This window comes from Streptomyces sp. NPDC050703 (genome assembly GCF_040654435.1).
Classification (GTDB): Bacteria; Actinomycetota; Actinomycetes; order Streptomycetales; family Streptomycetaceae; genus Streptomyces.
The window spans coordinates 287,432-311,309 of record NZ_JBFAHX010000002.1; the positions used below are offsets into that span (position 1 = coordinate 287,432).

The 23,878-nt window shown below is 73.5% G+C and carries 18 protein-coding genes; 13 read left to right on the plus strand and 5 right to left on the minus strand.

Annotation, left to right across the window (positions count from 1 at the left end; translation table 11 throughout):
• Positions 1-152 precede the first annotated feature (152 nt).
• Entirely contained in the window at positions 153-635 is a 483-nt protein-coding gene (locus tag AB0I16_RS02880; RefSeq protein ID WP_363247505.1) for a DUF6099 family protein, read from the plus strand.
• A gap of 189 nt (positions 636-824) precedes the next feature.
• Positions 825-1,748 carry an LLM class F420-dependent oxidoreductase gene (locus tag AB0I16_RS02885; RefSeq protein ID WP_363247506.1) on the plus strand — a complete coding sequence of 308 codons (924 nt, stop codon included), beginning with the start codon at positions 825-827 and terminating at the stop codon, positions 1,746-1,748.
• Between the two features lie 293 nt (positions 1,749-2,041).
• Here the strand turns inward: AB0I16_RS02885 and AB0I16_RS02890 are convergent, their stop codons facing one another.
• Positions 2,042-2,647 (minus strand): flavodoxin family protein, encoded by a 606-nt coding sequence (locus tag AB0I16_RS02890; protein WP_363247507.1) that lies wholly within the window; start codon positions 2,645-2,647, stop codon positions 2,042-2,044.
• A gap of 108 nt (positions 2,648-2,755) precedes the next feature.
• Positions 2,756-3,268 carry a hypothetical protein gene (locus AB0I16_RS02895; RefSeq protein ID WP_363247508.1) on the minus strand — a complete coding sequence of 171 codons (513 nt, stop codon included), beginning with the start codon at positions 3,266-3,268 and terminating at the stop codon, positions 2,756-2,758.
• 392 nt (positions 3,269-3,660) lie between these two features.
• On the opposite strand from AB0I16_RS02895, the gene AB0I16_RS02900 reads away from it, so the two are divergent.
• From AB0I16_RS02900 to AB0I16_RS02925, 6 genes are all read left to right on the plus strand, one after another.
• On the plus strand, positions 3,661-5,169 hold the full coding sequence (locus tag AB0I16_RS02900) for a 3' terminal RNA ribose 2'-O-methyltransferase Hen1 (RefSeq protein WP_363247509.1): 1,509 nt from the start codon (positions 3,661-3,663) through the stop codon (positions 5,167-5,169).
• Positions 5,166-7,823, plus strand: coding sequence for a polynucleotide kinase-phosphatase (locus tag AB0I16_RS02905; protein WP_363247510.1), 2,658 nt, complete (start codon positions 5,166-5,168; stop codon positions 7,821-7,823). Before AB0I16_RS02900 ends, AB0I16_RS02905 begins: the two co-directional genes overlap by 4 nt.
• A gap of 99 nt (positions 7,824-7,922) precedes the next feature.
• Entirely contained in the window at positions 7,923-9,155 is a 1,233-nt protein-coding gene (locus tag AB0I16_RS02910) for an arginine deiminase (RefSeq protein WP_363247511.1), read from the plus strand.
• Between the two features lie 124 nt (positions 9,156-9,279).
• Complete coding sequence (argF, locus tag AB0I16_RS02915) at positions 9,280-10,278, plus strand: ornithine carbamoyltransferase (protein ID WP_363247512.1); 999 nt, start codon at positions 9,280-9,282, stop codon at positions 10,276-10,278.
• A 119-nt stretch (positions 10,279-10,397) separates the two neighbouring features.
• The gene (locus tag AB0I16_RS02920; protein WP_363247513.1) at positions 10,398-10,697 is read left to right on the plus strand and encodes a trypco2 family protein; all 300 of its coding nucleotides are present in this window, start codon (positions 10,398-10,400) and stop codon (positions 10,695-10,697) included.
• Between the two features lie 16 nt (positions 10,698-10,713).
• Positions 10,714-14,817, plus strand: a complete 4,104-nt coding sequence (locus tag AB0I16_RS02925) for a trypsin-like peptidase domain-containing protein (protein ID WP_363247514.1) — start codon at positions 10,714-10,716, stop codon at positions 14,815-14,817.
• Here AB0I16_RS02925 and AB0I16_RS02930 read toward each other — a convergent pair.
• Positions 14,792-15,250: an ATP-binding protein gene (locus AB0I16_RS02930; RefSeq protein ID WP_363247574.1), complete on the minus strand. Its 459-nt coding sequence runs from the start codon at positions 15,248-15,250 to the stop codon at positions 14,792-14,794. The two genes, AB0I16_RS02925 and AB0I16_RS02930, sit on opposite strands and share 26 nt — an antisense overlap.
• A 231-nt stretch (positions 15,251-15,481) precedes the next feature.
• On the opposite strand from AB0I16_RS02930, the gene AB0I16_RS02935 reads away from it, so the two are divergent.
• Together AB0I16_RS02935 and AB0I16_RS02940 are read left to right on the plus strand one after the other, a co-directional pair.
• On the plus strand, positions 15,482-16,309 hold the full coding sequence (locus AB0I16_RS02935; protein ID WP_363247515.1) for an enoyl-CoA hydratase family protein: 828 nt from the start codon (positions 15,482-15,484) through the stop codon (positions 16,307-16,309).
• A 14-nt stretch (positions 16,310-16,323) separates the two neighbouring features.
• The gene (locus tag AB0I16_RS02940) at positions 16,324-18,642 is read left to right on the plus strand and encodes a bifunctional salicylyl-CoA 5-hydroxylase/oxidoreductase (RefSeq protein ID WP_363247516.1); all 2,319 of its coding nucleotides are present in this window, start codon (positions 16,324-16,326) and stop codon (positions 18,640-18,642) included.
• On the opposite strand, the gene AB0I16_RS02945 is transcribed toward AB0I16_RS02940, so the two are convergent.
• On the minus strand, positions 18,620-19,444 hold the full coding sequence (locus AB0I16_RS02945) for a PaaX family transcriptional regulator C-terminal domain-containing protein (protein WP_363247517.1): 825 nt from the start codon (positions 19,442-19,444) through the stop codon (positions 18,620-18,622). The genes AB0I16_RS02940 and AB0I16_RS02945 overlap by 23 nt on opposite strands.
• Before the next feature lie 4 nt (positions 19,445-19,448).
• The gene (locus AB0I16_RS02950; protein WP_363247518.1) at positions 19,449-21,095 is read right to left on the minus strand and encodes an AMP-binding protein; all 1,647 of its coding nucleotides are present in this window, start codon (positions 21,093-21,095) and stop codon (positions 19,449-19,451) included.
• A 109-nt stretch (positions 21,096-21,204) separates the two neighbouring features.
• Here AB0I16_RS02950 and AB0I16_RS02955 point away from each other — a divergent pair, with 109 nt between their 5' ends.
• The 3 genes from AB0I16_RS02955 to AB0I16_RS02965 all read left to right on the plus strand — a co-directional run bounded on the left by AB0I16_RS02955 (position 21,205) and on the right by AB0I16_RS02965 (position 23,782).
• Positions 21,205-22,365: an acyl-CoA dehydrogenase family protein gene (locus AB0I16_RS02955; RefSeq protein WP_363247519.1), complete on the plus strand. Its 1,161-nt coding sequence runs from the start codon at positions 21,205-21,207 to the stop codon at positions 22,363-22,365.
• A gap of 227 nt (positions 22,366-22,592) precedes the next feature.
• A complete protein-coding gene (locus AB0I16_RS02960; protein ID WP_363247520.1) occupies positions 22,593-22,991 on the plus strand; it encodes a RidA family protein in 399 nt (132 codons plus the stop codon).
• Between the two features lie 134 nt (positions 22,992-23,125).
• Positions 23,126-23,782: a Crp/Fnr family transcriptional regulator gene (locus AB0I16_RS02965; RefSeq protein ID WP_363247521.1), complete on the plus strand. Its 657-nt coding sequence runs from the start codon at positions 23,126-23,128 to the stop codon at positions 23,780-23,782.
• Positions 23,783-23,878 lie beyond the last annotated feature (96 nt).

A 23,878-nucleotide genomic window follows, 5' to 3' on the forward strand; every position in this document is an offset into this window, starting at 1 on the left:
CGGAGTCAAGGACTTGTCCGAACTCGCGGGGTTGTCCACAGATTTCCGGTCGCCCCTGGCTTTTCGCCCGGATGAGTATCACTCTGGGTAGTGGATGCGGGAGTTCGGGCGGATCGTGCGGCGAATGCGCGCGGGATGGATGGGGGTGGCTCATGAACGCGATGCGGCTCATCGAGGCGAACCGGCGCGCCCTCGCGCGGTGCGAGGACCCGGCCGACGTGGTCGCGGAGGTCTGGCAGTCGCAGGCACTCGCGCAGGCGATCGGCAGCCGCCTCGCCGTCGCGGGACCCCCGGAGTTGCGGGGCGAGGCGCTGGGCCTGAGCGAGGTCGGCGGCAGAGCCTGCGCGGTGCTCGACGCCCCGGGCCTCGGCACCGAGGACATAAGGGCGGCGCGCCTGTCGCGGACCGGCGACGCGCATGAGGTCCTGGTCGCGCTCGACGGGCTCTTCGGAGAGGTCGGCATCGCGCTCGTCGGCGTCGCCATGAGCGCCGTCGACGAGGGGGACTACTGGCAGTGCATGGAGGCGATCGACGCCGCCGACGAGTCCAGGGACCGGGTCCTGGAGATGCTGCGCAGGCTGGCGGTGCGGGAGCAGCGCCTGCCCGAGGCCGACTCCGCGGCGGGGCCGTCGTGAGGGCGGCGCCGGGGCCGGGAGCGCGACCGGAGTCGAAACCGCGCCCGAAGCCGGAACCGAGGCCGGGCCCGAAGCCGGAACCGAGGCCGGAACCGCGGTCGTCCCGTGGTCCGGTTCACCCGACCGGGACGGCGGACGCCCGGCGGGACCGGCGGGGCCGATGGGCGCCCGAGCGGGCAGGATGGAGCCATGGATCTTCGCATTTTCACGGAACCCCAGCAAGGGGCGACCTACGACACCCTGCTCACCGTCGCCAAGGCCACCGAGGACCTGGGCTTCGACGCCTTCTTCCGCTCCGACCACTATCTCCGCATGGGGTCGTCGGACGGTCTGCCGGGCCCCACGGACGCGTGGATCACGCTGGCCGGGCTGGCCCGGGAGACCCGGCGGATCAGGCTGGGCACGCTGATGACGGCGGGCACGTTCCGGCTGCCGGGCGTCCTGGCGATCCAGGTGGCGCAGGTCGACCAGATGTCGGGCGGCCGGGTCGAACTGGGTCTCGGAGCGGGCTGGTTCGAGGAGGAGCACCGGGCGTACGGCATCCCCTTCCCCAAGGAGAAGTTCGCCCGCCTGGAGGAGCAGCTCGACATCGTCACCGGCCTGTGGGCGACGGAGGAGGGCAAGACCTTCACGTTCGAGGGCAAGCACTACCAGCTCACCGACTCCCCGGCCCTGCCCAAGCCCGCACAGGCGAAGGTGCCGGTCCTCATCGGCGGCCACGGGGCGCAGCGCACCCCGCGCCTCGCCGCTCGGTACGCGGACGAGTTCAACATCCCGTTCGCCTCGCTGGAGGACAGCGAGCGGCAGTTCGGGCGGGTCCGCGCGGCGGCGGAGGAGGCCGGCCGCAAGGGCGGCGACCTGGTGTACTCCAGCGCGCTGGTCGCCTGCGTCGGCAAGGACGACGCCGAGGTGGCCCGGCGGGCGGCGGCGATCGGCCGTGAGGTGGACGAGCTGAAGGCCAACGGCCTCGCGGGATCACCCGCGGAGGTCGTCGACAAGATCGGGCGGTACGAGGCGATCGGCGCGAGCCGCATCTACCTCCAGTGCCTCGACCTGGCGGACCTGGACCACCTGGAGCTCATCTCCTCACAGGTGCAGTCCCAGCTGTCCTGACGTCGGCCACGGGTCCTGGGCCCGGCCGCGGCTCCCGGCTCCGGTCGCGGCTCGGCTCCTGGGCCCGGCCGCAGCCCCTGGTTCCGGGCGCGGCCCGGCCGCCGGGCGGCTCCCGCCCGGCGGGGGACGGGGCGGCACCGGCCTCCGCCGCCCGGGACGCCGCCCGGGACGCCGCCCGTGCACGGGCGGTCACAGACGTGGCCGCCGGACGCGCCCCTCCGGCGCCCGGCGGCCACTTCCCGGGCCGTGCCGGGCGCGCGGCTTCGTGCCCGCGGCGGCGCCTGGCCTCGCCGCTACTGCGCCGGGGCCTGGTAGGGCGCGTCGCCGAGCAGGCGCGCCAGGTGCACGGTGTTGGCGGCCAGCGTCCGCGTGGTGGTGGCGACGGCCTCCGGGGTCTCGTCGAGGTCCTGGTAGTCGGTGCCCTGCATGGCCTCGCCCACCCAGTAGGTGACGGCCTGCGGGCCGAGGGAGAAGCCGAGGTCGTTCAGGCCCTGGAAGACGTCGGCGCTGACCTTGTGCGCCCCGTCCTCGTTGCCGACCACCGCCAGGGCCGCGACCTTGCCGTAGAAGAGGGGGCGGCCCTGGTCGTCGGTCTCGGACATGTCGGCGTTCAGGCGCTCCAGGACGCGCTGGCAGTTGCTCGCCGGGTGGCCGAGCCAGATCGGCGTGGCGATCAGCAGGATGTCGGCCGCGAGGACCTTCTCCCGCAGCGCGGGCCAGGCGTCGCCGTCACCCATGTCGGCGGCGATGCCCGGCTTCACGTCGTGGTCGGCGACGCGCACGCTCTCCACGGTCGCCCCTCGTTTCTCCAGCTCGGCCAGCACCTGCCCGGCCAGCACATCGCTGCTGGACGCGGCGGGCGAGGGGGACAGGGTGCAGACGAGGGCCAGGGCGCGCACAGGGACTCCTTCATGACGCTTCACGGGCTGCTTCGCGGAGGCGAAGCCGGACAGACCTCAGGTCCCCGTGATGAGCTCCCGCAAACCCGGCGCCGCCCCGCCCGGGAATCAGTGGGCGGCCACGCACTGCCGGACCGCCGGCGGGACGGCCGCCCTGGCGAGGACCTGTTCCGTCTCGGAGGGGAAGAAGCCCGTGATCCCCAGCATCAGGTGCAGGGCGGTGGTCACGCGCGGGGGCAGGGGCTGCGCGATGCCCGCGGGGACGAGCGCGGCGCCGGACGGCTCGGCGCGCGCCGTGTCCAGCTCGTCCCGCGCCCGCTGGGCCTCACCGTTGCGTATGTGCACCAGCGCCCTCCGTACGCTGCTCGACGCGTGCTCCGAGACGCGCAGGAGCGCGACGATGGCCGAGGCCGCCGGGTCGGCGGCGGCAGGAGGCGCGAGTGCCGGTGCGGGTGCGGGTGCAACGGGCGTGGCGGATGCGGTGGCGATGGCGGGTGCGGTGAGTGTGGCGGGCGCGGCACCTGGGAGCGCGCACTCCCCGGCCGCCAGACGGAGATGACTGCTCGCCTTGTCCAGGATCTTGACGATCGCGCACAACCGCCCCGTGTCGAACGACGCCATACGATCACTCCTCTGCTGTGCCGCGCGCGGGAACACGCGCGAGAGTAGGACTGCCAACAGGCGTATCACCGTCGTGCGTCCCGCCCGAACGTCTCAGGGGGAGCGCACACGGTGCGCAGAGAGGACCAGGGCCCACCACATGCCCCGCGCTTTCCGCCGGGGGGCGCACGCCCCCGGCCCATGACCGGCGTGGCCCCGGGACGGGCAGGGGAAAATTCCCGGGTGTGCCGGTGATGACCGCTGTACGTTGAAGAGGCGTGCTGCCGAGGTCATGGGCGGGCGCACTCCCATCGCCGCGGTGCAACGCCGCCCGGCCGTACGGCACTTGCCCGCACCGCGCCGGGGCGCCCGCCGCGCACCGCGGCTCAGACCCCGTTTCGAGGCCACTCACCGTGTTCCTTACCCTCACCACCACCGGTACCCCCGAACGCCCCGCGACCGACCTCGGGTTCCTGCTGCACAAGCATCCCGACAAGGCGCAGGCGTTCTCCACCTCCTACGGCACCGCGCACGTCCTCTACCCCGAGGCGACGGCCGAGCGGTGCACGGCCGCGCTGCTCCTGGAGGTCGACGCCGTCGCCCTCGTGCGGCGCGGCAAGGGGAAGGGCAAGGGACAGGGGCAGGGCGGGGCGCCCGACGCGGCTCTCGCGCAGTACGTGAACGACCGGCCCTACGCGGCCTCCTCGCTCCTGGCCGTGGCGCTCAGCGCGGTGTTCTCCAGCGCGATGCGCGACGTGTGCAAGGCGCGGCCCGAGCTGGCGGGGCGACCGCTGCCGCTGAGCGTGGAGGTGCCCGCGCTGCCCGCGCGAGGCGGCGCCCACCTGGTGCGGAGCCTCTTCGAGCCGCTCGGCTGGTCGGTGTCGGTGGAGCCCGTCCCACTGGACGAGCGGTTCCCCGAGTGGGGCGACTCGCGGTACGTCCGCCTCGTCCTCGACGTGCCGGACGGCAGACTGACCGTGGGCGAGGCCCTTCGGCACCTGTACGTGCTGCTGCCCGTCCTCGACGACGCCAAGCACTACTGGGTCTCGGCCGACGAGGTCGACAAGCTGCTCAGGGCCGGTGAGGGCTGGCTCGCGAACCACCCGGAGCAGGCCCTCATCACCAGCCGCTACCTCTCGCGGCGCTGGTCCCTGACCCGTGCGGCGAGGGAGCGGCTCGAACTGGTGCGGCTCGCCGAGGCCGACGACTCGGACGTCGAGGAGATCGACAACGCCGTCGACGAGGAGAGCGACACGGAGGAGGCCCCGGTGCCGCTCGCCGTGCGGCGCCGCGAGGCGATCCTCGCCGCGCTCACCGGGGCGGACGCCCGCCGCGTGCTCGACCTGGGCTGCGGACAGGGCCAGTTGGCGCAGGCGCTGTTCAAGGACGTCCGGTTCACCGAGATCGTCGGCGTCGACGTGTCGATGCGCGCGCTGACCGTCGCCTCGCGCCGGCTGAGGCTGGACCGCATGGGCGAGCGCGGTGCCGAGCGCGTCAAACTGCTCCAGGGTTCGCTCGTGTACACCGACAAGCGGCTCAAGGGGTATGACGCGGCGGTGCTCAGCGAGGTCATCGAGCACGTGGACGTGGAGCGCCTGCCGGCCCTGGAGTACGCGGTGTTCGGCTCCGCGCGTCCCCGCACCGTCCTGGTGACCACGCCGAACGTCGAGTACAACGTCCGCTGGGAGACCCTTCCCGCGGGCCGCACCCGCCACGGCGACCACCGCTTCGAGTGGACCCGCGAGGAGTTCCGCGGCTGGGCGGCCGAGGTCGCCGCACGGCACGGGTACGGGGTGGAGTTCGTCCCCGTGGGTGACGACGACCCCGAGGTGGGCCCGCCGACCCAGATGGCGGTCTTCACGCGCGCCGACGGCGTGCGCGGCGGCAAGGACGACAGTGCGAAGGGAGTGCGGGCGGCATGACGAACCATAGTGACGCGCGGGACCGCGCGAGCGAACCGGAGGCCGCGGTGGCCGCACGCCCCGGGCGGACGCTCCCCGTCACCGACCTCTCCCTCGTCGTGCTGGTCGGCGCCACGGGTTCCGGCAAGTCCAGCTTCGCGCGGCGGCACTTCAGGCCGACCGAGGTCATGTCCAGCGACTTCTGCCGCGGCCTCGTCGCCGACGACGAGAACGACCAGAGCGCGAGCGGTGACGCCTTCGACGTGCTGCACTACATCGCGGGCAAGCGCCTCGCCGCGGGGCGCCGCACGGTCGTGGACGCGACCAACGTGCAGAGCGAGAGCCGCAAGCAGCTCGTCCGGCTCGCCAGGGAGCACGACGTCCTGCCGATCGCGATCGTGCTCGACGTGCCCGAAGAGGTCTGCGCGGCGCGCAACGCCGCGCGCGAGGACCGGGCGGGGATGCCGCGCCGCGTCATCCAGCGCCACCGGCGCGAACTGCGCCGCTCCCTCAGGCACCTGGAGCGCGAGGGCTTCCGGAAGGTGCACGTCCTGCGCGGGGTCGAGGAGATCGACGGCGCCTCGGTCGTCACCGAGAAGCGGTTCAACGACCTCACCCACCTCACGGGGCCCTTCGACATCATCGGCGACATCCACGGCTGCGCCTCCGAGCTGGAGACCCTGCTCGGCAAGCTCGGCTACGTGGACGGCGCGCACCCCGACGGCCGCACGGCCGTGTTCGTCGGCGACCTCGTCGACCGGGGCCCGGACACCCCGGGCGTGCTGCGCCGTGTCATGGGCATGGTTGGCTCGGGCACCGCCCTGTGTGTGCCGGGGAACCACGAGAACAAGCTCGGCCGTTACCTCAAGGGCCGGGACGTCCAGCACACCCACGGCCTCGCCGAGACCGTCGAGCAGCTGGAGGGGGAGAGCGAGGAGTTCCGCACGCGGGTGCGGGAGTTCGTGGACGGCCTCGTCTCGCACTATGTCCTGGACGGCGGAAGGCTCGTCGTCTGCCACGCGGGCCTGCCCGAGAAGTACCACGGCCGCACCTCGGGCCGGGTGCGCTCGCACGCGCTGTACGGCGACACCACCGGCGAGACCGACGAGTTCGGCCTGCCCGTGCGCTATCCGTGGGCGGAGGACTACCGGGGCCGCGCCGCCGTGGTGTACGGCCACACCCCGGTGCCCACCGCCTCCTGGCTGAACAACACGATCTGCGTGGACACCGGCGCCGTCTTCGGCGGCAGGCTGACCGCGCTGCGCTGGCCGGAGCGCGAGCTGGTCGACGTCCCCGCGGAACGCGTCTGGTACGAACCGGCCAAGCCGCTGCGCACGGAGGCGCCGGGCGGCCACGACGGACGGCCGCTCGACCTCGCCGACGTGCACGGCCGCCGCGTGGTGGAGACTCTTCCCCGCGCCCCCGGTCCCGTCCGGGAGGGCGAGGCGGCGCCGGGGCTCCGCGTCAGCGTGCGCGAGGAGAACGCGGCGGCGGCCCTTGAGGTCATGAGCCGCTTCGCCGTCGATCCGCGCCTGCTGCCGTATCTGCCGCCGACCATGGCGCCCACCGCGACCTCGCGGCGCGAGGACTGTCTGGAGCACCCGGCGGAGGCCTTCGCCTCGTACGCACAGGACGGCGTCGGACGGGTCGTGTGCGAGGAGAAGCACATGGGTTCGCGTGCGGTGGTCCTGGTCTGCCGGGACGCGGACGTGGTCCGCGAGCGCTTCGGCCTCGGGGACGCCCCGGCCGCGCCGGGCGGTGGCCGGACCCCGACCGGTTCGCTCTACACCCGTACGGGCCGCCCCTTCTTCGGCGACTCCACCGTCACCGAGGAGGTCCTGGCCCGGCTGCGCGCCGCCGTCACCGAGGCGGGGCTCTGGGAGGAGCTCGATACCGACTGGCTGCTCCTCGACGCGGAGCTGATGCCGTGGTCGCTGAAGGCGTCGGGTCTGCTCCGCACGCAGTACGCGGCCGTGGGCGCCGCCTCGGGAGCCGTCTTCCCCGGCGCGGTGGCCGCCCTGGAGGCCGCGGTGGCGCGTGGCGTCGACGCGGGGGCGCTCCTGGCGAGGCAGCGGGAACGGGCGGCGGACGCCGCGGCGTTCACCGAGGCATACCGGCGCTACTGCTGGCCCACGGAGGGCCTGGACGGGGTGCGGCTCGCGCCGTTCCAGATCCTCGCCGCGCGGGGCCGCAGCCTCGCCGCGCTCCCGCACGACGAACAGCTCGCGCTGATCGACCGCATGGTCGAGCACGACGGCACCGGCCTGCTGCGGACGACCCGCCGCCTCTACGTCGACACCGGCGACGAGGCGTCGGTCGAGGCCGGCGTGGACTGGTGGCTGGAGATGACGAGCCGCGGCGGCGAGGGCATGGTCGTCAAGCCGGTCGCGCCGCTGGCCAGGAACGGCCAGGGGCATCTGGTGCAGCCCGGCGTCAAGTGCCGGGGCCGGGAGTACCTGCGGATCGTCTACGGACCGGAGTACACGCGTCCGGAGAACCTGGCGAAGCTGCGCGACCGCTCCCTGGGCCACAAGCGCTCGCTCGCCCTCAGGGAGTACGCGCTGGGCCTCGAAGCCCTGGACCGCCTGGCCGACGGCGAGCCGCTGTGGCGGGTCCACGAGGCGGTGTTCGCGGTCCTGGCACTGGAGTCGGAGCCGGTCGACCCACGGCTCTGAGCCGTTCGCGGCTCCGGACCATCGATTCGGTGGTCCGGAGCCGCCACGAGGTAGCGCATTGACTGCGCGAAGGCCGCCCCGCCGGGGAAGGATGGCCCCATGGGATTCCATGTCGACTCCGAGGCCGGGCGGCTGCGCCGCGTCATACTGCACCGCCCCGATCTGGAGCTCAAGCGGCTGACGCCGAGCAACAAGGACACGCTCCTCTTCGACGACGTCCTGTGGGTGCGCAGGGCCCGCCAGGAGCACGACGGGTTCGCGGACGTCCTGCGCGACCGCGGCGTCGCCGTGCACCTCTTCGGCGATCTGCTCAGCGAGACGCTGAACGTGCCCGCGGCGCGCCTCCTCGTCCTCGACCGGGTCTTCGACGAGAAGGAGTACGGGCCGCTGGCGACGGACCACCTGCGGGCCGCGTTCGAGACGATGCCGTCGGTCGACCTCGCGGAGGCGCTGGTCGGCGGGATGACGAAGCGCGAGTTCCTCGAACGCCACGCCGAGCCGACGTCCGTGCGCTTCCACTGCATGGACCTCGACGACTTCCTGCTGGGCCCGCTGCCCAACCACCTCTTCACGCGCGACACCTCCGCCTGGATCTACGACGGCGTCTCCATCAACGCGATGCGGTGGCCCGCGCGGCAGCGCGAGACCGTGCACTTCGAGGCCATCTACCGGCACCACCCGCTCTTCCGCGACGAGGACTTCAACGTCTGGTCGCGCGGGCAGGCCGACTACCCCTCGACGATCGAGGGCGGCGACGTCCTGGTGATCGGCAAGGGCGCGGTCCTGATCGGCATGAGCGAGCGCACCACCCCGCAGGCGGTCGAGATGCTGGCGCACGAGCTCTTCGCGGCGGGCTCGGCCCAGACGATCGTGGCCCTCGACATGCCGAAGCGGCGCGCGTTCATGCACCTCGACACGGTCATGACGATGGTCGACGGCGACACCTTCACGCAGTACGCGGGCCTCGGCATGCTCCGCTCCTACACCATCGAGCCGGGCGTCGGCGACCGGGAGCTGAAGGTCACCGACCATCCGCCGGAGCACATGCACCGGGCCATCGCGGCGGCGCTCGGCCTGGACTCCATCCGGGTGCTCACGGCCACCCAGGACGTGCACGCCGCCGAGCGCGAGCAGTGGGACGACGGCTGCAACGTCCTCGCGGTGGAACCGGGGGTCGTGGTGGCGTACGAGAGGAACGCGACGACCAACACGTATCTGCGCAAGCAGGGCATCGAGGTCATCGAGATCCTGGGCAGTGAGCTGGGGCGCGGCAGGGGCGGACCGCGGTGCATGAGCTGTCCCGTCGAGCGGGACGCGGTGCCGGGAACCTGATCCACCCATCCGCCCATCCACCCTTCCCAACATGGCCATGCATAGAATTGCTGTTGATCGTATATAGTTCCAAGGGTTCCGATGGTTTCCACCGTCCATCCATCCGCACCCCAGGAGCATCACCATGGCCACCCACCTCACCGGCCGCCACTTCCTCAAGGAGCTGGACTTCACCGCCGACGAGTTCCGTGGCCTGGTCGCTCTCGCCGCCGAGCTGAAGGCGGCGAAGCGGGCGGGCACGGAGGTGCGGCGGCTGACCGGCAAGAACATCGCGCTGATCTTCGAGAAGAGCTCCACGAGGACGCGCTGCGCCTTCGAGGTCGCCGCCGCCGACCAGGGCGCGTCGACCACGTACATCGACCAGTCCGGCTCGCACATAGGGAACAAGGAGTCCGCCAAGGACACCGCCCGGGTGCTCGGCCGGATGTTCGACGCGATCGAGTTCCGCGGGGACGCCCAGGAGACCGTCGAGACGCTCGCCGCCCACGCGGGCGTCCCCGTCTACAACGGTCTGACCGACACCTGGCACCCCACCCAGATGCTCGCCGACGTCCTGACGGTGACCGAGCACACGGCCAAGCCCCTCACCGAGGTCGCCCTCGCCTATCTGGGCGACGCCCGGATGAACATGGGCAACTCCTACCTGATCACCGGCGCCCTGCTCGGCATGGACATCCGCATCGTGGCGCCCCGCGCCTACTGGCCCTCCGAGGACACCGTCACCCGGGCCCGCGCGCTCGCCGAGACCAGCGGCGCCCGCATCACCCTCACCGAGGCGGTCGACGAGGGGGTCAGGGGCGCCGACTTCGTCGCCACCGACGTCTGGGTCTCCATGGGGGAGCCCAAGGAGGTCTGGGGGGAGCGCATCACCGCCCTCGCGCCCTACGCGGTGACGATGGACGTCCTGCGCGCCACCGGCAACGCCGACGTGCGGTTCCTGCACTGCCTGCCGGCCTTCCACGACCTGGGGACCGAGGTCAGCCGCGAGATGCACGAGAGGTTCGGCACCACATCCCTTGAGGTCACCGACGAGGTCTTCGAGTCGCCGTACTCGGTCGTCTTCGACGAGGCCGAGAACCGCCTGCACACGATCAAGGCGGTACTGGTCGCGACGCTCTCCTGAGCACCGGCCGCCCGGACCCGACGGCCGTCAACCGCACGGCCTTTGCCTCCGATCGCCTGCTGTGGGACGGCATGTCCCAGTACGCTGGGACGACGGAGTGCTGAGCGAGGGGGGCGGCCGTGATCGAACTGTCGGAGGTGATCGGCGAGCTGCGCCGGGAGCTGGACGAGGCGATGGCGGCAGGCGCAGGCGAGCGGCTCCGCTTCGAACTCGGCCCGGTGGAGGTGGAGGCCACCTTCACCATGGAGCGCTCGGCGGGCGCGGGTGCCAAGGTCAGATTCTGGGTCATCGACGCGAACGCCGGGGGCAAGGCGGTCCGGAGCGACGCCCACAAGATCACACTGACCCTCCATCCGAGGGTCGAAGGGCACCCCGGCCGGCCCGAGATAGCGGGCCGCTCGGCGGACGGCGAGCGCTGACCGGGGCGGGGGAGCCGTGCGAGCGCGGGGCCTGGAGCCGGGATGGGCCGCCGAAATCATCGTGACACCGCACGGGGGTGGGACCCGCCGCGGCTCCGGCTACCTCGTCCGTGACGGCTTGGTGCTCACGGCCGAGCACGTCGTCCATGGTGCCGCGCGCGTGGAGGTCCGCTTCGACGCGGACCGCCCGAGAGAGCGTACGCATCGGGCGGAGACCGTCTGGTCCCGGGCCGGGATCGACGCGGCGCTGCTCTCGGTGCCACAGGAGAAGCCGGACGGCGCGATCCCCGTCGGCCGTGTCGGCGAGCGCGACGCCGTCCTGCGCTGCTCGACGCTGGGGTTCCCCCGCTTCAAGCTCCGTGCCGACCGCGGCAGCAACACGGCCTACCGCGACATCCGTCACGCGGAGGGATCGGCCCCCGTACTCTCCAACCGCCGCGAGGGCACCCTTGAGCTGCATGTACAACCGCCCGAGCGTGACCCGGACCCGCACCGCTCGCCCTGGGAAGGCATGTCGGGAGCGCCCGTCCTGAGCGGCGGACGGCTGATCGGCATCGTCGGCAGGCATCACCGTTCGGACGGCCTCGGCACCCTCGCGGTGCTGCGGATGGACCGCTGGCACGAGCGGCTGCCGCCGGCCGAGCTCGACACCGTCCAGGCACTCCTCGGCCTGCGGATCGGCCCCGGTGATCTGCCCGAGGTCCTCCCGGCCGACCCCGGCGAGCTGGTCCACGGTGCCCAGCTGCGTCAGGTGCGGGACATCGCACCGCCCGAACTGGTCGGCCGCGAACAGGAGACCGCGGAACTCATCGCCTTCTGCGCGGGCGGCGAGAGCTACCAATGGTGGCAGGCGCCGCCCTGGAGCGGTAAGACGGCGCTGGCCTCGACGTTCGTCCTCAACCCGCCGGCCGGGGTGCGCCCGGTCTCCTTCTTCGTGACGGCGCGCTGGGCGGAACAGGCTGACAGTGACGCGTTCACCGACGCCATGATCGCGCAGCTCGCTCCCCTCGCGGGCGTCGAGGCCACGCCGACGGGCCGCGACGGCCTGCGAAGACTCCTGCTCGACCGCGCCGCCGAGCGCCTCGCCGAGCAGGACGAGACGCTGCTTCTCGTCGTCGACGGCCTGGACGAGGACCGTGCCGCGGGGCCCGGGAGCGCCCGCCCGAGCATCGCGGCCCTGCTCCCGCCCCGACCGCCCGCCAACGTACGCGTGCTCGTCACCAGCAGACCGCACCCCGGAGTGCCGCTCGACGTCCCGGACGACCACCCGCTGCGCCGCTGCGCCCGCCGTCACCTGAGCACAAACGACTACGCGCGGCACACACGAGACGAGGCGAAGCGCGAACTGCACGAGGCACTCCGCGGCGACCAGGCCCAACTGGACCTGCTGGGGCTGCTCACCGCGGCCCAGGGCGGGCTGACCGCCAAGGACCTCGTGGAACTGACGGGGCTGCTGCCCTTCCAGATGGAGTCACGGCTCGCCAGTGTCCTCGGCCGGAGCCTGCGCACCGGCACCCGCTGGGACCTCACCGAGGAGCAGGGGTATCTCTTCGCCCACGAGACGCTGCACGAACAGGCCGCCCAGGCGCTCGGTACCGCCGTGGAGGGCTACCGCGACCGTATCCACGCCTGGGCCGACGGCTTCCGTGCGCAGGGCTGGCCCGAGGGTACCCCCGGCTACCTCCTGCACACCTACGGGCGGCTGCTCGCCGGCGCGGGCGACCTGGACAGATACCTGAGCACCATCACCGACCGGCGCCGTCAGGCGCGACTGCTCGCCGTCACGGGAAGCGACGCCGTGGCCCAGGCCGAGGTGGCGGCGGCACGCAGGAGACTCGCCGGGGCGCCTGAGGGCGACCTGGGCACCGTCGTCGAACTGGCGCTCGTAGCCGACGAACTGACGCACCGCAACGCGGGCCTGCCGGTCGGCCTGCCCGCGGTATGGGGGGCGCTCGGGCTGACCTCCCAGGCCGAGGGGATCGCCAGGACGCTGCTCGACGAGTGGGACACCGCGCGGGCGCTCGCCCGGGTGGTGGTGGGCGCCGCGGTGCCCGCCCCCCGACTCACCAAGCGGGTGATCGCGGAGACGACGGCATGGGTGAGTGCGGGCTTCGCGGCGCCGGCGCACGCCGCGGAGCCCGCCCACTCGGTGGAGGCGTACCACCATGCCCGTTTCTGCGCGGACCGCGCGGTCGCGCTCGTACGGGCGGGCGACGCGCGGGCCGCCCTGGCGGAGGCGCTGCGAGCCCCCCACCCCTGGGAGCGCGCCTTCGTCCTGCGGGACGTGGCTGAGCGGACGCTCGCGGGCGTCGCCGGCGGTACCGTTGAGCCGACCGCGGCGGAGGCGCTGGCCGCGGCGGCGGAGGCGCTGGCGGCCGACCGCTGCGGCCAGCCGGCCCGGACCCTGCTCCTCGCCTGCGCGGGCCTGCTCGTCCGTGGCGATGACACGGCCCGCGCCGCCGAGCTCATGGGCCTCGCCGAGCGCATTCCGCCGCGCCGCTCGGCCCTGACCCTGGCCTGCCTCGCCGTCCTGACCCGGACGGTGTGCCCGGAGTCCGCGGCACGCCTCGCGGTGCGCGCGAAGCTGCGGGCGGAGCGGCGGCGCATCAGAACCCGGCGGGCGCCGCCGGTGCTCGGGCCGTTCGGGACGGTGGGCCGGGCCTCGGAGGGGGGTCCCCGCGGTGCCCTCGCCCCGGAAATGCGGGAGGCCCTGAGCCACGCGCGGCCCGTGGAAGACGAGGTCGGCCACGGCGTGTTCGAGCTGTGTGCCGCGGCCGAACGCGGCGAGGAACTCCGGCTCCCCCCGTCCCGCACCGCGGAGGGGGAAGCCGTCCGGGTCTGCGTGGCCGAACGGCTCGTGGCTCTCGGCAAGCCCGACGAGGCGCGCCGGGTCACCACGCGCGTCTCCGCCAGGGGGCAGGCGGAGGTCGCGGCCGCCATTGCCCTGAGCCGTGCCGCCGATGCGCCCTCGGAGGCGGCGGAGTCGGCGCGGGACATCGCGAGAGCTGTCCGGGAGAGCCTTGAGGGCAGTTACTCGGCACTGGCACCCGTGCTCGGCGTCCTCTCCGACGCCTTGGCGGACCTCGGCGACACCGAACAGGCCGGGCACCTGTCCCGGCAGGCACCGGAACCCACGGACACCTGGGCGCGGGCGGCCCTGAGCCGTGCCCGGTCGGGTACCGAGGCCAAGCGCGTCTTCCGGCAGATCAGAGCCCGGCCCGCCTGGGTGCCGGGCGCGGTGCCGCACGCGCACGACGTGGAGGTGGTCGCCCGGTTGAGAGGGTTCGACCACGCGATCGCCGACGCGCGCGACACCTTGCACCTTCTGCCCTACGCTCCGGCGTCACTCGCCACCCTGATCCGGCTGCTGCCCGAGGACGACGCCCGCAGGGCGGAGTGCGCGGCCATGGCTCGCGCCTTGGCCTACGAGGGGATGAAGCAGCTCGACCCGGCGCATCCTCAGGCGTCGGACGCGTGGTGGTCCGCGCTCGCAGCGACGCTCTGGGGGCAGCCCGACGCGGTGCGCGGCTGGATCACCGGGCGCGCCCGCGACCTCGCGGGACGGCGGACCAGCAGCGGACCGCTCTTCTCCGTGGCGCCGCGCCTGCGCTGGCTGCTCGACCCCTTCGAGCGGGCGTCCGCGGTCCTCGCGCTCTCCCGGGTCGACAGTGGTGAGGCCGCATCGCTGTTCGTCGAATGGAGCCGGTCGGACAGCAGGGGCGGCCAACCACTGGGCCGGGGGCCGGCCGCGCTGTGGGCGATGACCGCGCTGCTGATGGGATTGCCCCCGGCCGGGGGGAGCCCGGCGGCGCAGTCCTTGGGGGCGTATCTCGGTACGGCCGCGCTCGCGGCGGCGGGCGGCGGCCGCTCCTGCTGGTCTCCGCCCGCCGAGCGCCTCGACGACGCCACCGACCTGCGCCGGCTGCTGCTCCTGGATGCCTATGCCGGGCCCGCGCGGATGAGGGATTCCGCGGCGGCGGAGCATATGGTGCGCGCTCTCCTGGTGAGGGACGACTGGTGGCGGGCCGTGCCCGCGCTCGCCCTGCTGGACCCCGACGCCGTGCGGCGCGTCGGCGGGGTGGTGACCCGGCGCCTCAACCGCGTTCTGCGCACTTCGTGACACCCCGGACCGGCAGCCTGAACCACACCGCCTTGCCGGAGTCCGTGGCGCGGTGGCCGCAGGAGGAGCTGAGGGCGCGGATCAGGACGAGGCCGCGGCCGTGCTCCTGCCACGGGTCCGGCGGCCCAGGGGGGCAGGGGGAGGTGAGGTCGCCGGGCGGCAGCGGGTTCGAGTCGTGCACCTCGACCTGGCAGCAGGTCGGCAGGAGCTCGATGACCAGCGCTATCGGGTCCTCGCCCGCGGTGTGCTCGACGGCGTTGGCCACCAGCTCCGCGGTGAGCAGTTCGGCGGTGTCCGTGTCGGCGGACGGCTCGATCTCGGTCAGCGCGGTACGGACCAGGGCGCGCGCGACCGGCACGGCCGCCGGGGTGTGCGGCAGGTCGACGCGCCAGGAGGCGGGGGAGGGGGGTTCGTACAAGGTGGGTCCGTTCAGGGCGGCAGGCGGTCCCGCGTTCAACCGAACGCATCCTAAGCGCTATGTCGACAGGGGCCGCGGTCGGGAGTCCACGGGCCGGGGCCCGGCCCGAGTCCTTGGGCGAAGGGACCCCGCCCGAGTCGTCGGGTGAGGGGACCTGAGCTATCGCGTGCTCGTGACGACGGTCACGGATCGGTGATAACTTCGTGAGGCAGCGAACTCCAGCCCCCAGGCCGAGGAGGCCGCCCCATGAGTCCCTTCACCGGCTCCGCGAACCGCACCTCCGACTGGCGCCATCTGCGCCTCGCCGTCGACGACGGGGTCGCCACGGTCACCCTCGTCCGCCCCGACCGGCTGAACGCGCTCACCTTCGGCGCCTACGCCGACCTGCGGGACCTGCTCGCCGAGCTCTCCCGCGAGCGGTCCGTCCGCGCGCTCGTACTCGGCGGCGAGGGGCGCGGCTTCTGCTCGGGCGGCGACGTCGACGAGATCATCGGCGCCACCCTCGCCATGGACACGGCGCAGCTCCTGGACTTCAACCGGATGACCGGCCAGGTGGTGCGGGCGATCAGGGAGTGCCCCTTCCCGGTCGTCGCCGGTGTGCACGGCGTGGCCGCCGGGGCGGGCGCCGTGCTCGCGCTCGCCGCCGACTTCCGCGTCGCCGACCCCTCCGCGAAGTTCTCCTTCCTGTTCACCCGGGTCGGCCTCTCCGGCGGCGACATGGGCGCCGCCTACCTGCTGCCCCGCGTCGTCGGCCTCGGCCACGCCACGCGCCTGCTCATGCTCGGCGAGCCGGTGCGCGCCCCCGAGGCCGAGCGGATCGGCCTGATCAGCGAACTGACCGAGGAGGGCAGGGCCGCCGAGGCCGCACAGGCCCTCGCGCGCCGCCTCGCCGGTGGCCCCGCCCTCGCCCACGCCCAGACCAAGGCCCTGCTCACCGCGGAACTGGACATGCCGCTCGCCGCCTCCGTGGAGCTGGACGCGGCCACCCAGGCGCTGCTCATGAACGGCGAGGACTACGCCGAGTTCCACGCCGCGTTCACCGAGAAGCGCCCGCCGAAGTGGCAGGGCCGATGAGCACCGCAGGGCCGATGAGCACCGCAGGGCCGATGACCGCCCCGCGCGGAGCGCACCGCGTCGCGGTGATCGGCGGCGGCCCCGGCGGTCTCTACGCCGCCGCGCTGCTCAAGCGCCTGGACCCCGCCCGCGAGGTCACCGTCTGGGAGCGCAACGCCCCCGACGACACCTTCGGCTTCGGCGTCGTCCTCTCCGACGAGACGCTCGGCGGCATCGAGCACGCCGACCCGGCCGTCCACGCGGCGCTCCAGGCCGAGTTCGTGCGCTGGGACGACATCGACATCGTGCACCGCGACCGGCGGCACACCTCCGGGGGCCACGGCTTCGCGGCGCTCGGCCGCCGCAGGCTCCTGGAGATCCTGCACGAGCGCTGCCGGAGCCTCGGCGTGGAGCTGCGCTTCCGCACCGAGGCACCGCCCGCCGCCGAGCTGTCCGCGGCGTACGACCTGGTCGTCGCGGCGGACGGCGTGCACAGCCTCACCCGCGAGGCGCATGCCGAGGCCTTCGGCCCCGCGATCACGACGCACCGCTGCCGGTACATCTGGCTGGCCGCCGACTTCGCCTTCGACGCGTTCCGCTTCGAGATCGCCGAGACCGAGCACGGCGTGATGCAGCTCCACGGCTATCCCTACGCGCGCGACGCCTCCACCGTCATCGTCGAGATGCGCGAGGAGGTCTGGGAGGCGGCCGGCTTCGCCGGGCTCGACGAACGCGAGTCCACCGAACGCTGCGCCAAGGTCTTCGCGGACGCGCTCGGCGGCCGCCCCCTGCGCGGCAACAACTCCTCCTGGACCACCTTCCGCACGGTCGTCAACTCCCACTGGTCGCACGGGAACACGGTCCTGCTCGGCGACGCCGCGCACACCGCGCACTTCTCCATCGGCTCCGGCACCAAGCTGGCCGTCGAGGACGCCCTCGCACTCGCCGCCTGCCTCCAGGAACAGCCGGACCTGCCCACCGCGCTCCGGGCCTACGAGGCCGAGCGCCGCCCGGTGGTCGCCTCCACGCAGCGCGCGGCCCGCGCGAGCCTGGAGTGGTTCGAGCGGATCGCCGGCCACCTCGACCAGCCGCCGCACCAGTTCGCCTTCAACCTGCTGACCCGCAGCCGCCGCGTCACCCACGACAACCTCCGGCTGCGCGACGCGGAGTTCACCCGTGCCGTCGAGCGCGAGTTCGGCTGCCCGGCGGACACACCTCCGATGTTCACGCCCTTCCGGCTGCGCGGCCTGACCCTGCGCAACCGCGTGGTCGTCTCGCCCATGGACATGTACTCCGCCGTCGACGGCGTCCCCGGCGACTTCCACCTCGTCCACCTGGGCGCCAGGGCGCTCGGCGGCGCGGGCCTCGTCATGACCGAGATGGTGTGCGTCAGCGAGCACGGCCGCATCACGCCGGGCTGCGCCGGGCTCTACACCGCCGAGCAGACCGAGGCATGGCGGCGGATCACCGACTTCGCGCACGCCCGCGCCCCCGGCACCGCCATCGGCGTGCAGCTCGGCCACTCGGGCCGCAAGGGCTCGACGAAGCTGATGTGGGAGGGCATCGACGACCCGCTGCCCGACGGCAACTGGCCGCTCCGGGCCGCCTCCCCGCTCCCGTACAAGCCGGGCAGCCAGACCCCGCACGAGCTGTCGAGGGCCGGGCTGGCGGAGATCCGCGAGGAGTTCGCCGCGTCGGCCGCCCGCGCCGAGCAGGCCGGCTTCGACCTGCTCGAACTGCACTGCGCGCACGGCTATCTGCTCTCCGGCTTCCTCTCCCCGCTGACCAACCACCGCACGGACGCCTACGGCGGCTCACTGGAGGCGAGGCTCCGCTTCCCGCTCGACGTGTTCGACGCGGTCCGCGACACCTGGCCCGCCGACAAGCCGATGACGGTCCGGATCTCCGCCACCGACTGGGCCGACGGCGGCACGACCGCCGAGGACGCCGTGGAGATCGCCCGCGCCTTCGCCGCCCACGGCGCCGACGCGATCGACGTCTCCACCGGCCAGGTCGTCGCCGACGAACGCCCCGCCTACGGCCGCTCCTACCAGACCCCGTACGCCGACCGCATCCGCAACGAGACGGGCATCCCGGTCCTCGCGGTCGGCGCCATCTCCTCCTGGGACGACGTCAACTCCCTGCTCCTCGCGGGCCGCGCCGACCTGTGCGCCCTGGCCCGCCCGCACCTCTACGACCCCCACTGGACGCTGCACGCCGCCGCCGAACAGGGTTACGAGGGTCCCGGCGCCCCCTGGCCCGTCCAGTACCGCGCGGGCAGCCGCCGCCCGCAGACCGGCCGCACGGACGCCCCGAAGCCGCGGCTGACGCTCAAGAGCCGGCATCCGGCGTGACGAAGCGCGCGCCGGCCTCCCTGAGCCTGTCGTCCAGGGCCGTGAACACCGCGGCCGAGCGGGCGCCCGGCCAGTCGGCGGGGAGCAGCTCGGCGGGGAGGCCGGGGTCGGCGTAGGGCAGCTGCCGCCAGGAGTCGAGGGCGAGGAGGTGGTCGCGGTACGCCTCCTCGGGCTCGGGGCCGGTGCCGCCGCGGGCCTCCCAGGAGCGGAGCACCGGCTCGTGGCGGTCCAGGAACGCCTCGTGCTGCTTGGCCAGCGAGGAGAGGTCCCACCAGCGGGACACCGCCTCGGCGGTCGGGGCGTAGCCCAGGTGCTCACCGCGGAACAGGTCGACGTAGGACGCCAGTTGCAGGCGCTCCAGGGTGTGCCTGGTCTCCTCGTAGAGGTGCGCGGGGGCGATCCAGACGCCCGGTGCCGCCGTGCCGAACCCCAGGCCCGCGAGGCGTGAGCGCAGCACGTGCCGCTTGTGCCGCTCGGCCTCGGGCACGGAGAACACGGCGAGGACCCAGCCGCCCTCGCGTCCGGCGGCGGCCGTGCCGTAGATGCGGCGGTCGCCGTCCTCCAGGAGCTGCCGGGCGTCCGGCGAGAGCGCGTACCCCGCCGCGCCCGCCTCCGTGCGCGCGGGCACGAGCAGGCCGCGCCGCTTCAGCCGCGAGATGGACGAGCGCACCGACGGCGCGTCGACGCCGACGGGCGCGAGGAGGCGCACCAGGTCGGCGACCGGGACGGGGCCCGGCGCGGCCCGGCCGTGGGCGCCGTAGAAGGTGACGATCAGGGACCGTGGAGTGTGCTGCTCGGACACGTGATCACTCTACGGGTCCCGCTCCGGCCGCCGGCCGGCCCCGTAGCCGGAAGCGCTGCAGCTTGCCGGTGGCGGTCCGGGGCAGCGCGTCGAGGAAGACGATCTCCCGCGGGCACTTGTAGGGGACGAGCTCCGCCTTCACGAAGTCCCGCAGCCGGTCCGCGTCGGGTTCGGCCCCCGCGCGCGGGACCACGTACGCCACGGCCACCTGTCCGCGCAGCTCGTCGGGGCGGCCGACCACCGCGGTCTCCGCCACGTCGGGGTGGCGCAGCAGGGCCTCCTCGACCTCGGGACCCGCGATGTTGTACCCGGCCGAGATGATCATGTCGTCCGCGCGCGCGACGTAGCGGAAGTAGCCGTCGTCGTCGCGTATGTAGGTGTCGCCGGTGATGTTCCAGCCGTGCCGTACGTACTGGAGCTGGCGCTCGTCGGCGAGGTAGCGGCAGCCGACGGGACCGCGCACCGCGAGCAGTCCGGGCTCGCCGTTCGGCAGCGGGGCGCCGGAATCGTCGACCACGCGCGCGTGCCAGCCGGGCACGGGGCGTCCCGTGGTGCCCGGCCGTATCGCCTCGTCGGCGGCGGAGATGAAGATGTGGAGCAGTTCGGTCGCGCCGATGCCGTTGATGATGCGGTGCCCGGTGCGCTGGTTCCAGGCCTGCCAGGTGGCGGCGGGCAGGTTCTCGCCCGCCGACACGCACCGCCGCAGCGACGTGACATCGTGGGCGTCGAGTTCGTCGAGCATCGTGCGGTACGCGGTCGGGGCGGTGAACAGCACCGATATCCCGTGCCGTCCGATGGCGGGCAGGAGCTGCTTGGGGCCCGCCTGTTCGAGCAGGACGGACGAGGCGCCGAAGCGCAGCGGGAAGACGACGAGTCCGCCGAGACCGAAGGTGAAGCCGAGCGGGGGACTGCCGGCGAACACGTCGTCGGGGGTCGGCTTCAGTACGTGCCGCGCGAAGGTGTCGGCGATGCCGAGCACGTCCCGGTGGAAGTGCATGCAGCCCTTGGGGCGGCCCGTGGTCCCCGACGTGAACGCGATGAGCGCGACGTCGTCGGCCGCGGTGCCGACGGCGTCGTACGGCTCGGGATGCGCGGCGGCGCGCACGAGCAGATCCTCGGGCCCGTCACCCCCGTACGTGGTGATGCTCAGGCCGGGCACCCCGGCCTTGATCAGGTCGTCGACCGACCGTACGTCGCACAGCGCGTGCCGCACCTCGGCGATCTCGCACATGGTGGCCAGCTCCTGCGCGCGCTGCTGCGCGAGGACGGTCACGGCGACCGCGCCCGCCTTCATCACCGCGAGCCAGCAGGCGGCGAGCCACGGCGTGGTGGGACCGCGCAGCAGCACGCGCCGGCCGGGCAGGACGCCGAGATCGTCGGTGAGCACGTGGGCGATCCGGTCGACGTGGCCGCGGAGTTCGCCGTACGTCCACGTCTCGCCGGAGGCGGCGCGGAAGGCGGGGCGGTCCGGGCCGTGCCGCTCCACGGTCCGGTCGAGCAGCTCGGCCCCGCAGTTGAGGCGGTCCGGGTAGTGCAGCTCGGGGCGGTCGTGGACGAGGGCGGGCCACTGCTCGCGCGGCGGAAGGTGGTCCCGGGCGAAGCTGTCCACGTGGCCGGATGGTGTCAGCCCTGGGATGCCGTTCGTTGCCATGGCGGCTCTGCCCCCTTGCCTGCCGGACGGGCGCTGTGGTGGGCTCGCCCCACGAGCGTATCGTGATGGTGACGACAGTCAACGGTGCGCGATAGAGAAGGGGTCCGGGATGCCGGCATTCTCCCTCGATCCATCACAGAACGACTGGTGCACGGAGCTGCGCGCCCTGGCCGCCGACCGGTTCCGCCCCCTGGCGGAGAAGGGCGAACCCGGCCGTGTGAACCGGCCGCTGGTGGCGGCGCTGGGGGAGACGGGCCTGTTGGGCCGGCTGTTCTCCGCACCCGCGGAGCCTTTGGAGAGGGACGGGACCGGCACCGGCGGCGCCCTCGGCCTCTGCCTGATGCGCGAATCCCTCGCCTACGCCTGCACCGAGGCCGAGACCGCGCTCGCCCTGCAAGGGCTTGGCGCGCACCCCGTGCACGCGTACGGCACCGCCGCCCAGCGCGAGCGGTGGCTGTCCGAGGCGGCGGCGGGCCGTGCGATCGCCGCGTTCGCGCTCTCCGAGCCCGGCGCGGGCTCGGACGCGGCGGCGCTGTCCCTGGCGGCGGACCGGGACGGCCCCGATGGCTGGCGCCTGAGCGGCGAGAAGTGCTGGATCTCCAACGCCCCCGAAGCCGACTTCTACACCGTCTTCGCCCGTACGACGCGAGGCGCGGGGTCCCGCGGCGTCACCGCCTTCCTGGTCCCCGCCGACCGCGAGGGCCTGACCGGCACCGCCCTCGACATGCTCTCCCCGCACCCGATCGGCGCCCTCGCCTTCGACGGCGTACGGGTCGGCCCCGAGGACGTCATCGGCGAGGTGGACCGCGGCTTCCGGGTGGCGATGACCACTTTGAACCGCTTCCGGCCCAGCGTCGGCGCGTTCGCGGTGGGCATGGCGTCCGCGGCGCTCGACGCGAGCATCGCGCACACCGCCCGCCGGGACGCGTTCGGCGGCACGCTCGCGGATCTCCAGTCGGTGGCCCACCGGGTCGCCGAGATGGCCACGCGCACGGAGGCGGCCCGCCTGATGGTCTACGCGGCGGCGTCGGCCTACGACCACGAGGGCCCGCGCGCCCCCGGCATCGCACGCCGCGCGGCGATGGCGAAGCTGCTGGCCACGGAGACGGCGCAGTACGTGGTGGACGCCGCGGTCCAACTGCATGGCGCCCGCGCGCTGCAGCGGGGCCACCTCCTGGAGCACCTGTACCGGGAGGTGCGGGCGCCGCGCGTCTATGAGGGGGCGAGTGAGGTGCAGCGGGGGATCATCGCGAAGGAGCTGTATGCGTAGGGCCGCCGGCGGTGCCGGCTTTTCAGCCCGCGGGGGCGTCGTGGTCGGTGGCACCGAGGTGGGGCCGCCGTCCGCGGGCGCGCCGTGGCTGGTCGCGCCGGGGCGGGAGCGCCGCCTGCGGGTCGCCGTCCGCGGGCGCGCCGTGGCTGGTCGCGCGGCTCCCCGTGCCCCTGCCGGGGCGCACATCCGTCTGCCTCTCCAGACCTCGACCGAGGAGCCGTAGCCCCATGCCCCTGAACCGAGTCAACCCCGCCGAACTCTCCCCGCCCACAGGCTTCTCGCACGCCGTCACGGCGACCGGCTCACGCCTCGTCTTCCTCGCGGGCCAGACCGCCCTGGACAGCGAGGGCGAGGTCACCGGGACCACCCTGCCCGAGCAGTTCGAACGCGCCCTCACCAACCTCCTCACCGCCCTCCGCCACGCGGGCGGCACCCCCGCCGACCTCGCCCGCGTCACGGTCTACGCCACGGACGTCGCCGACTACCGCGCCAACGCCCGCGAACTGGGCGCCATCTGGAAGCGCCTGGCGGGCCGCGACTATCCCGCGATGGCGGTGATCGGCACGGTGCGTCTCTGGGACGAGCAGGCGATGGTGGAGGTGGACGGGGTGGCGGTGCTGGACTGACAGGCGGCGCCCTCCCGGACTGAACCCCGGCCCGATCTCGCCGAAGGGAAAAGTTCCGGCCTCTTTGTCGTCCGGCGGCCGCGAGATACGGAATTCCGTACTTCCTTGCCGGGCGGCTCCCTTAGCGTGATCGCATGAGCGAAGATCACCACCTCTCGGTGCCCCCTCTCCGTGCTCTCGTGTCGTGCGAGGAGTGGGCGGGGTTGACGCGTTATCGGATCCAGACCTATCTGCCGGGTCGGGCGCTGTTGCGTCAGGGGGAGCGGGCAACTCATGTGCTAGTGCTGGTCAGTGGGCTGGTGAAGGTCGTCAGGGTCGACCGTGACGGACGGCAGCGACTGCTCGCTTTCCGCGGGCCGGGTGAGATCCTGGGCGAGATGGCGCTCCAGTGCGGAGGGGTGCGACTGGCGTATGTGTGGGCCATGAACGAGTGCAAAGCGTCTGTCGTCCCGGCAGTAGAGTTCCAGCACTTCGTGCACGAACATCGGCTCGCTTATCCGCTCGCCGTGATGGCCTCCAGCCGTCTGCGGGAGCAGACCGAGGTCCACGACGGAGCCGTGCACGAACGCCTTGCCGTGGCCCTGCTGCGTCTGGTCGAGGTGTCCGGAGGGCTGCGCTCCTTCTCTCTCACCAGGGAGGACCTCGCCCAGCACATCGACGTGGGTCGCAAGGCCGTCAGCAAGGCGCTGGACCAGCTCGGTCCGGGCCGGGTGCGGGCCGGGAAGAGCCGGATCGAGGTGATCAGCGTGGAAGGGCTGCGCGAGACGATCAGCGCCTGTGTCGGCACGTAGGCGCGGTGTGGCCCCCGTCACTCCCCGTCTGGGCCTGCGGCACAGAACACTCCCGCTCCCGCTGTGAGGCTTGGAACGCGTGACACCGCACGTACG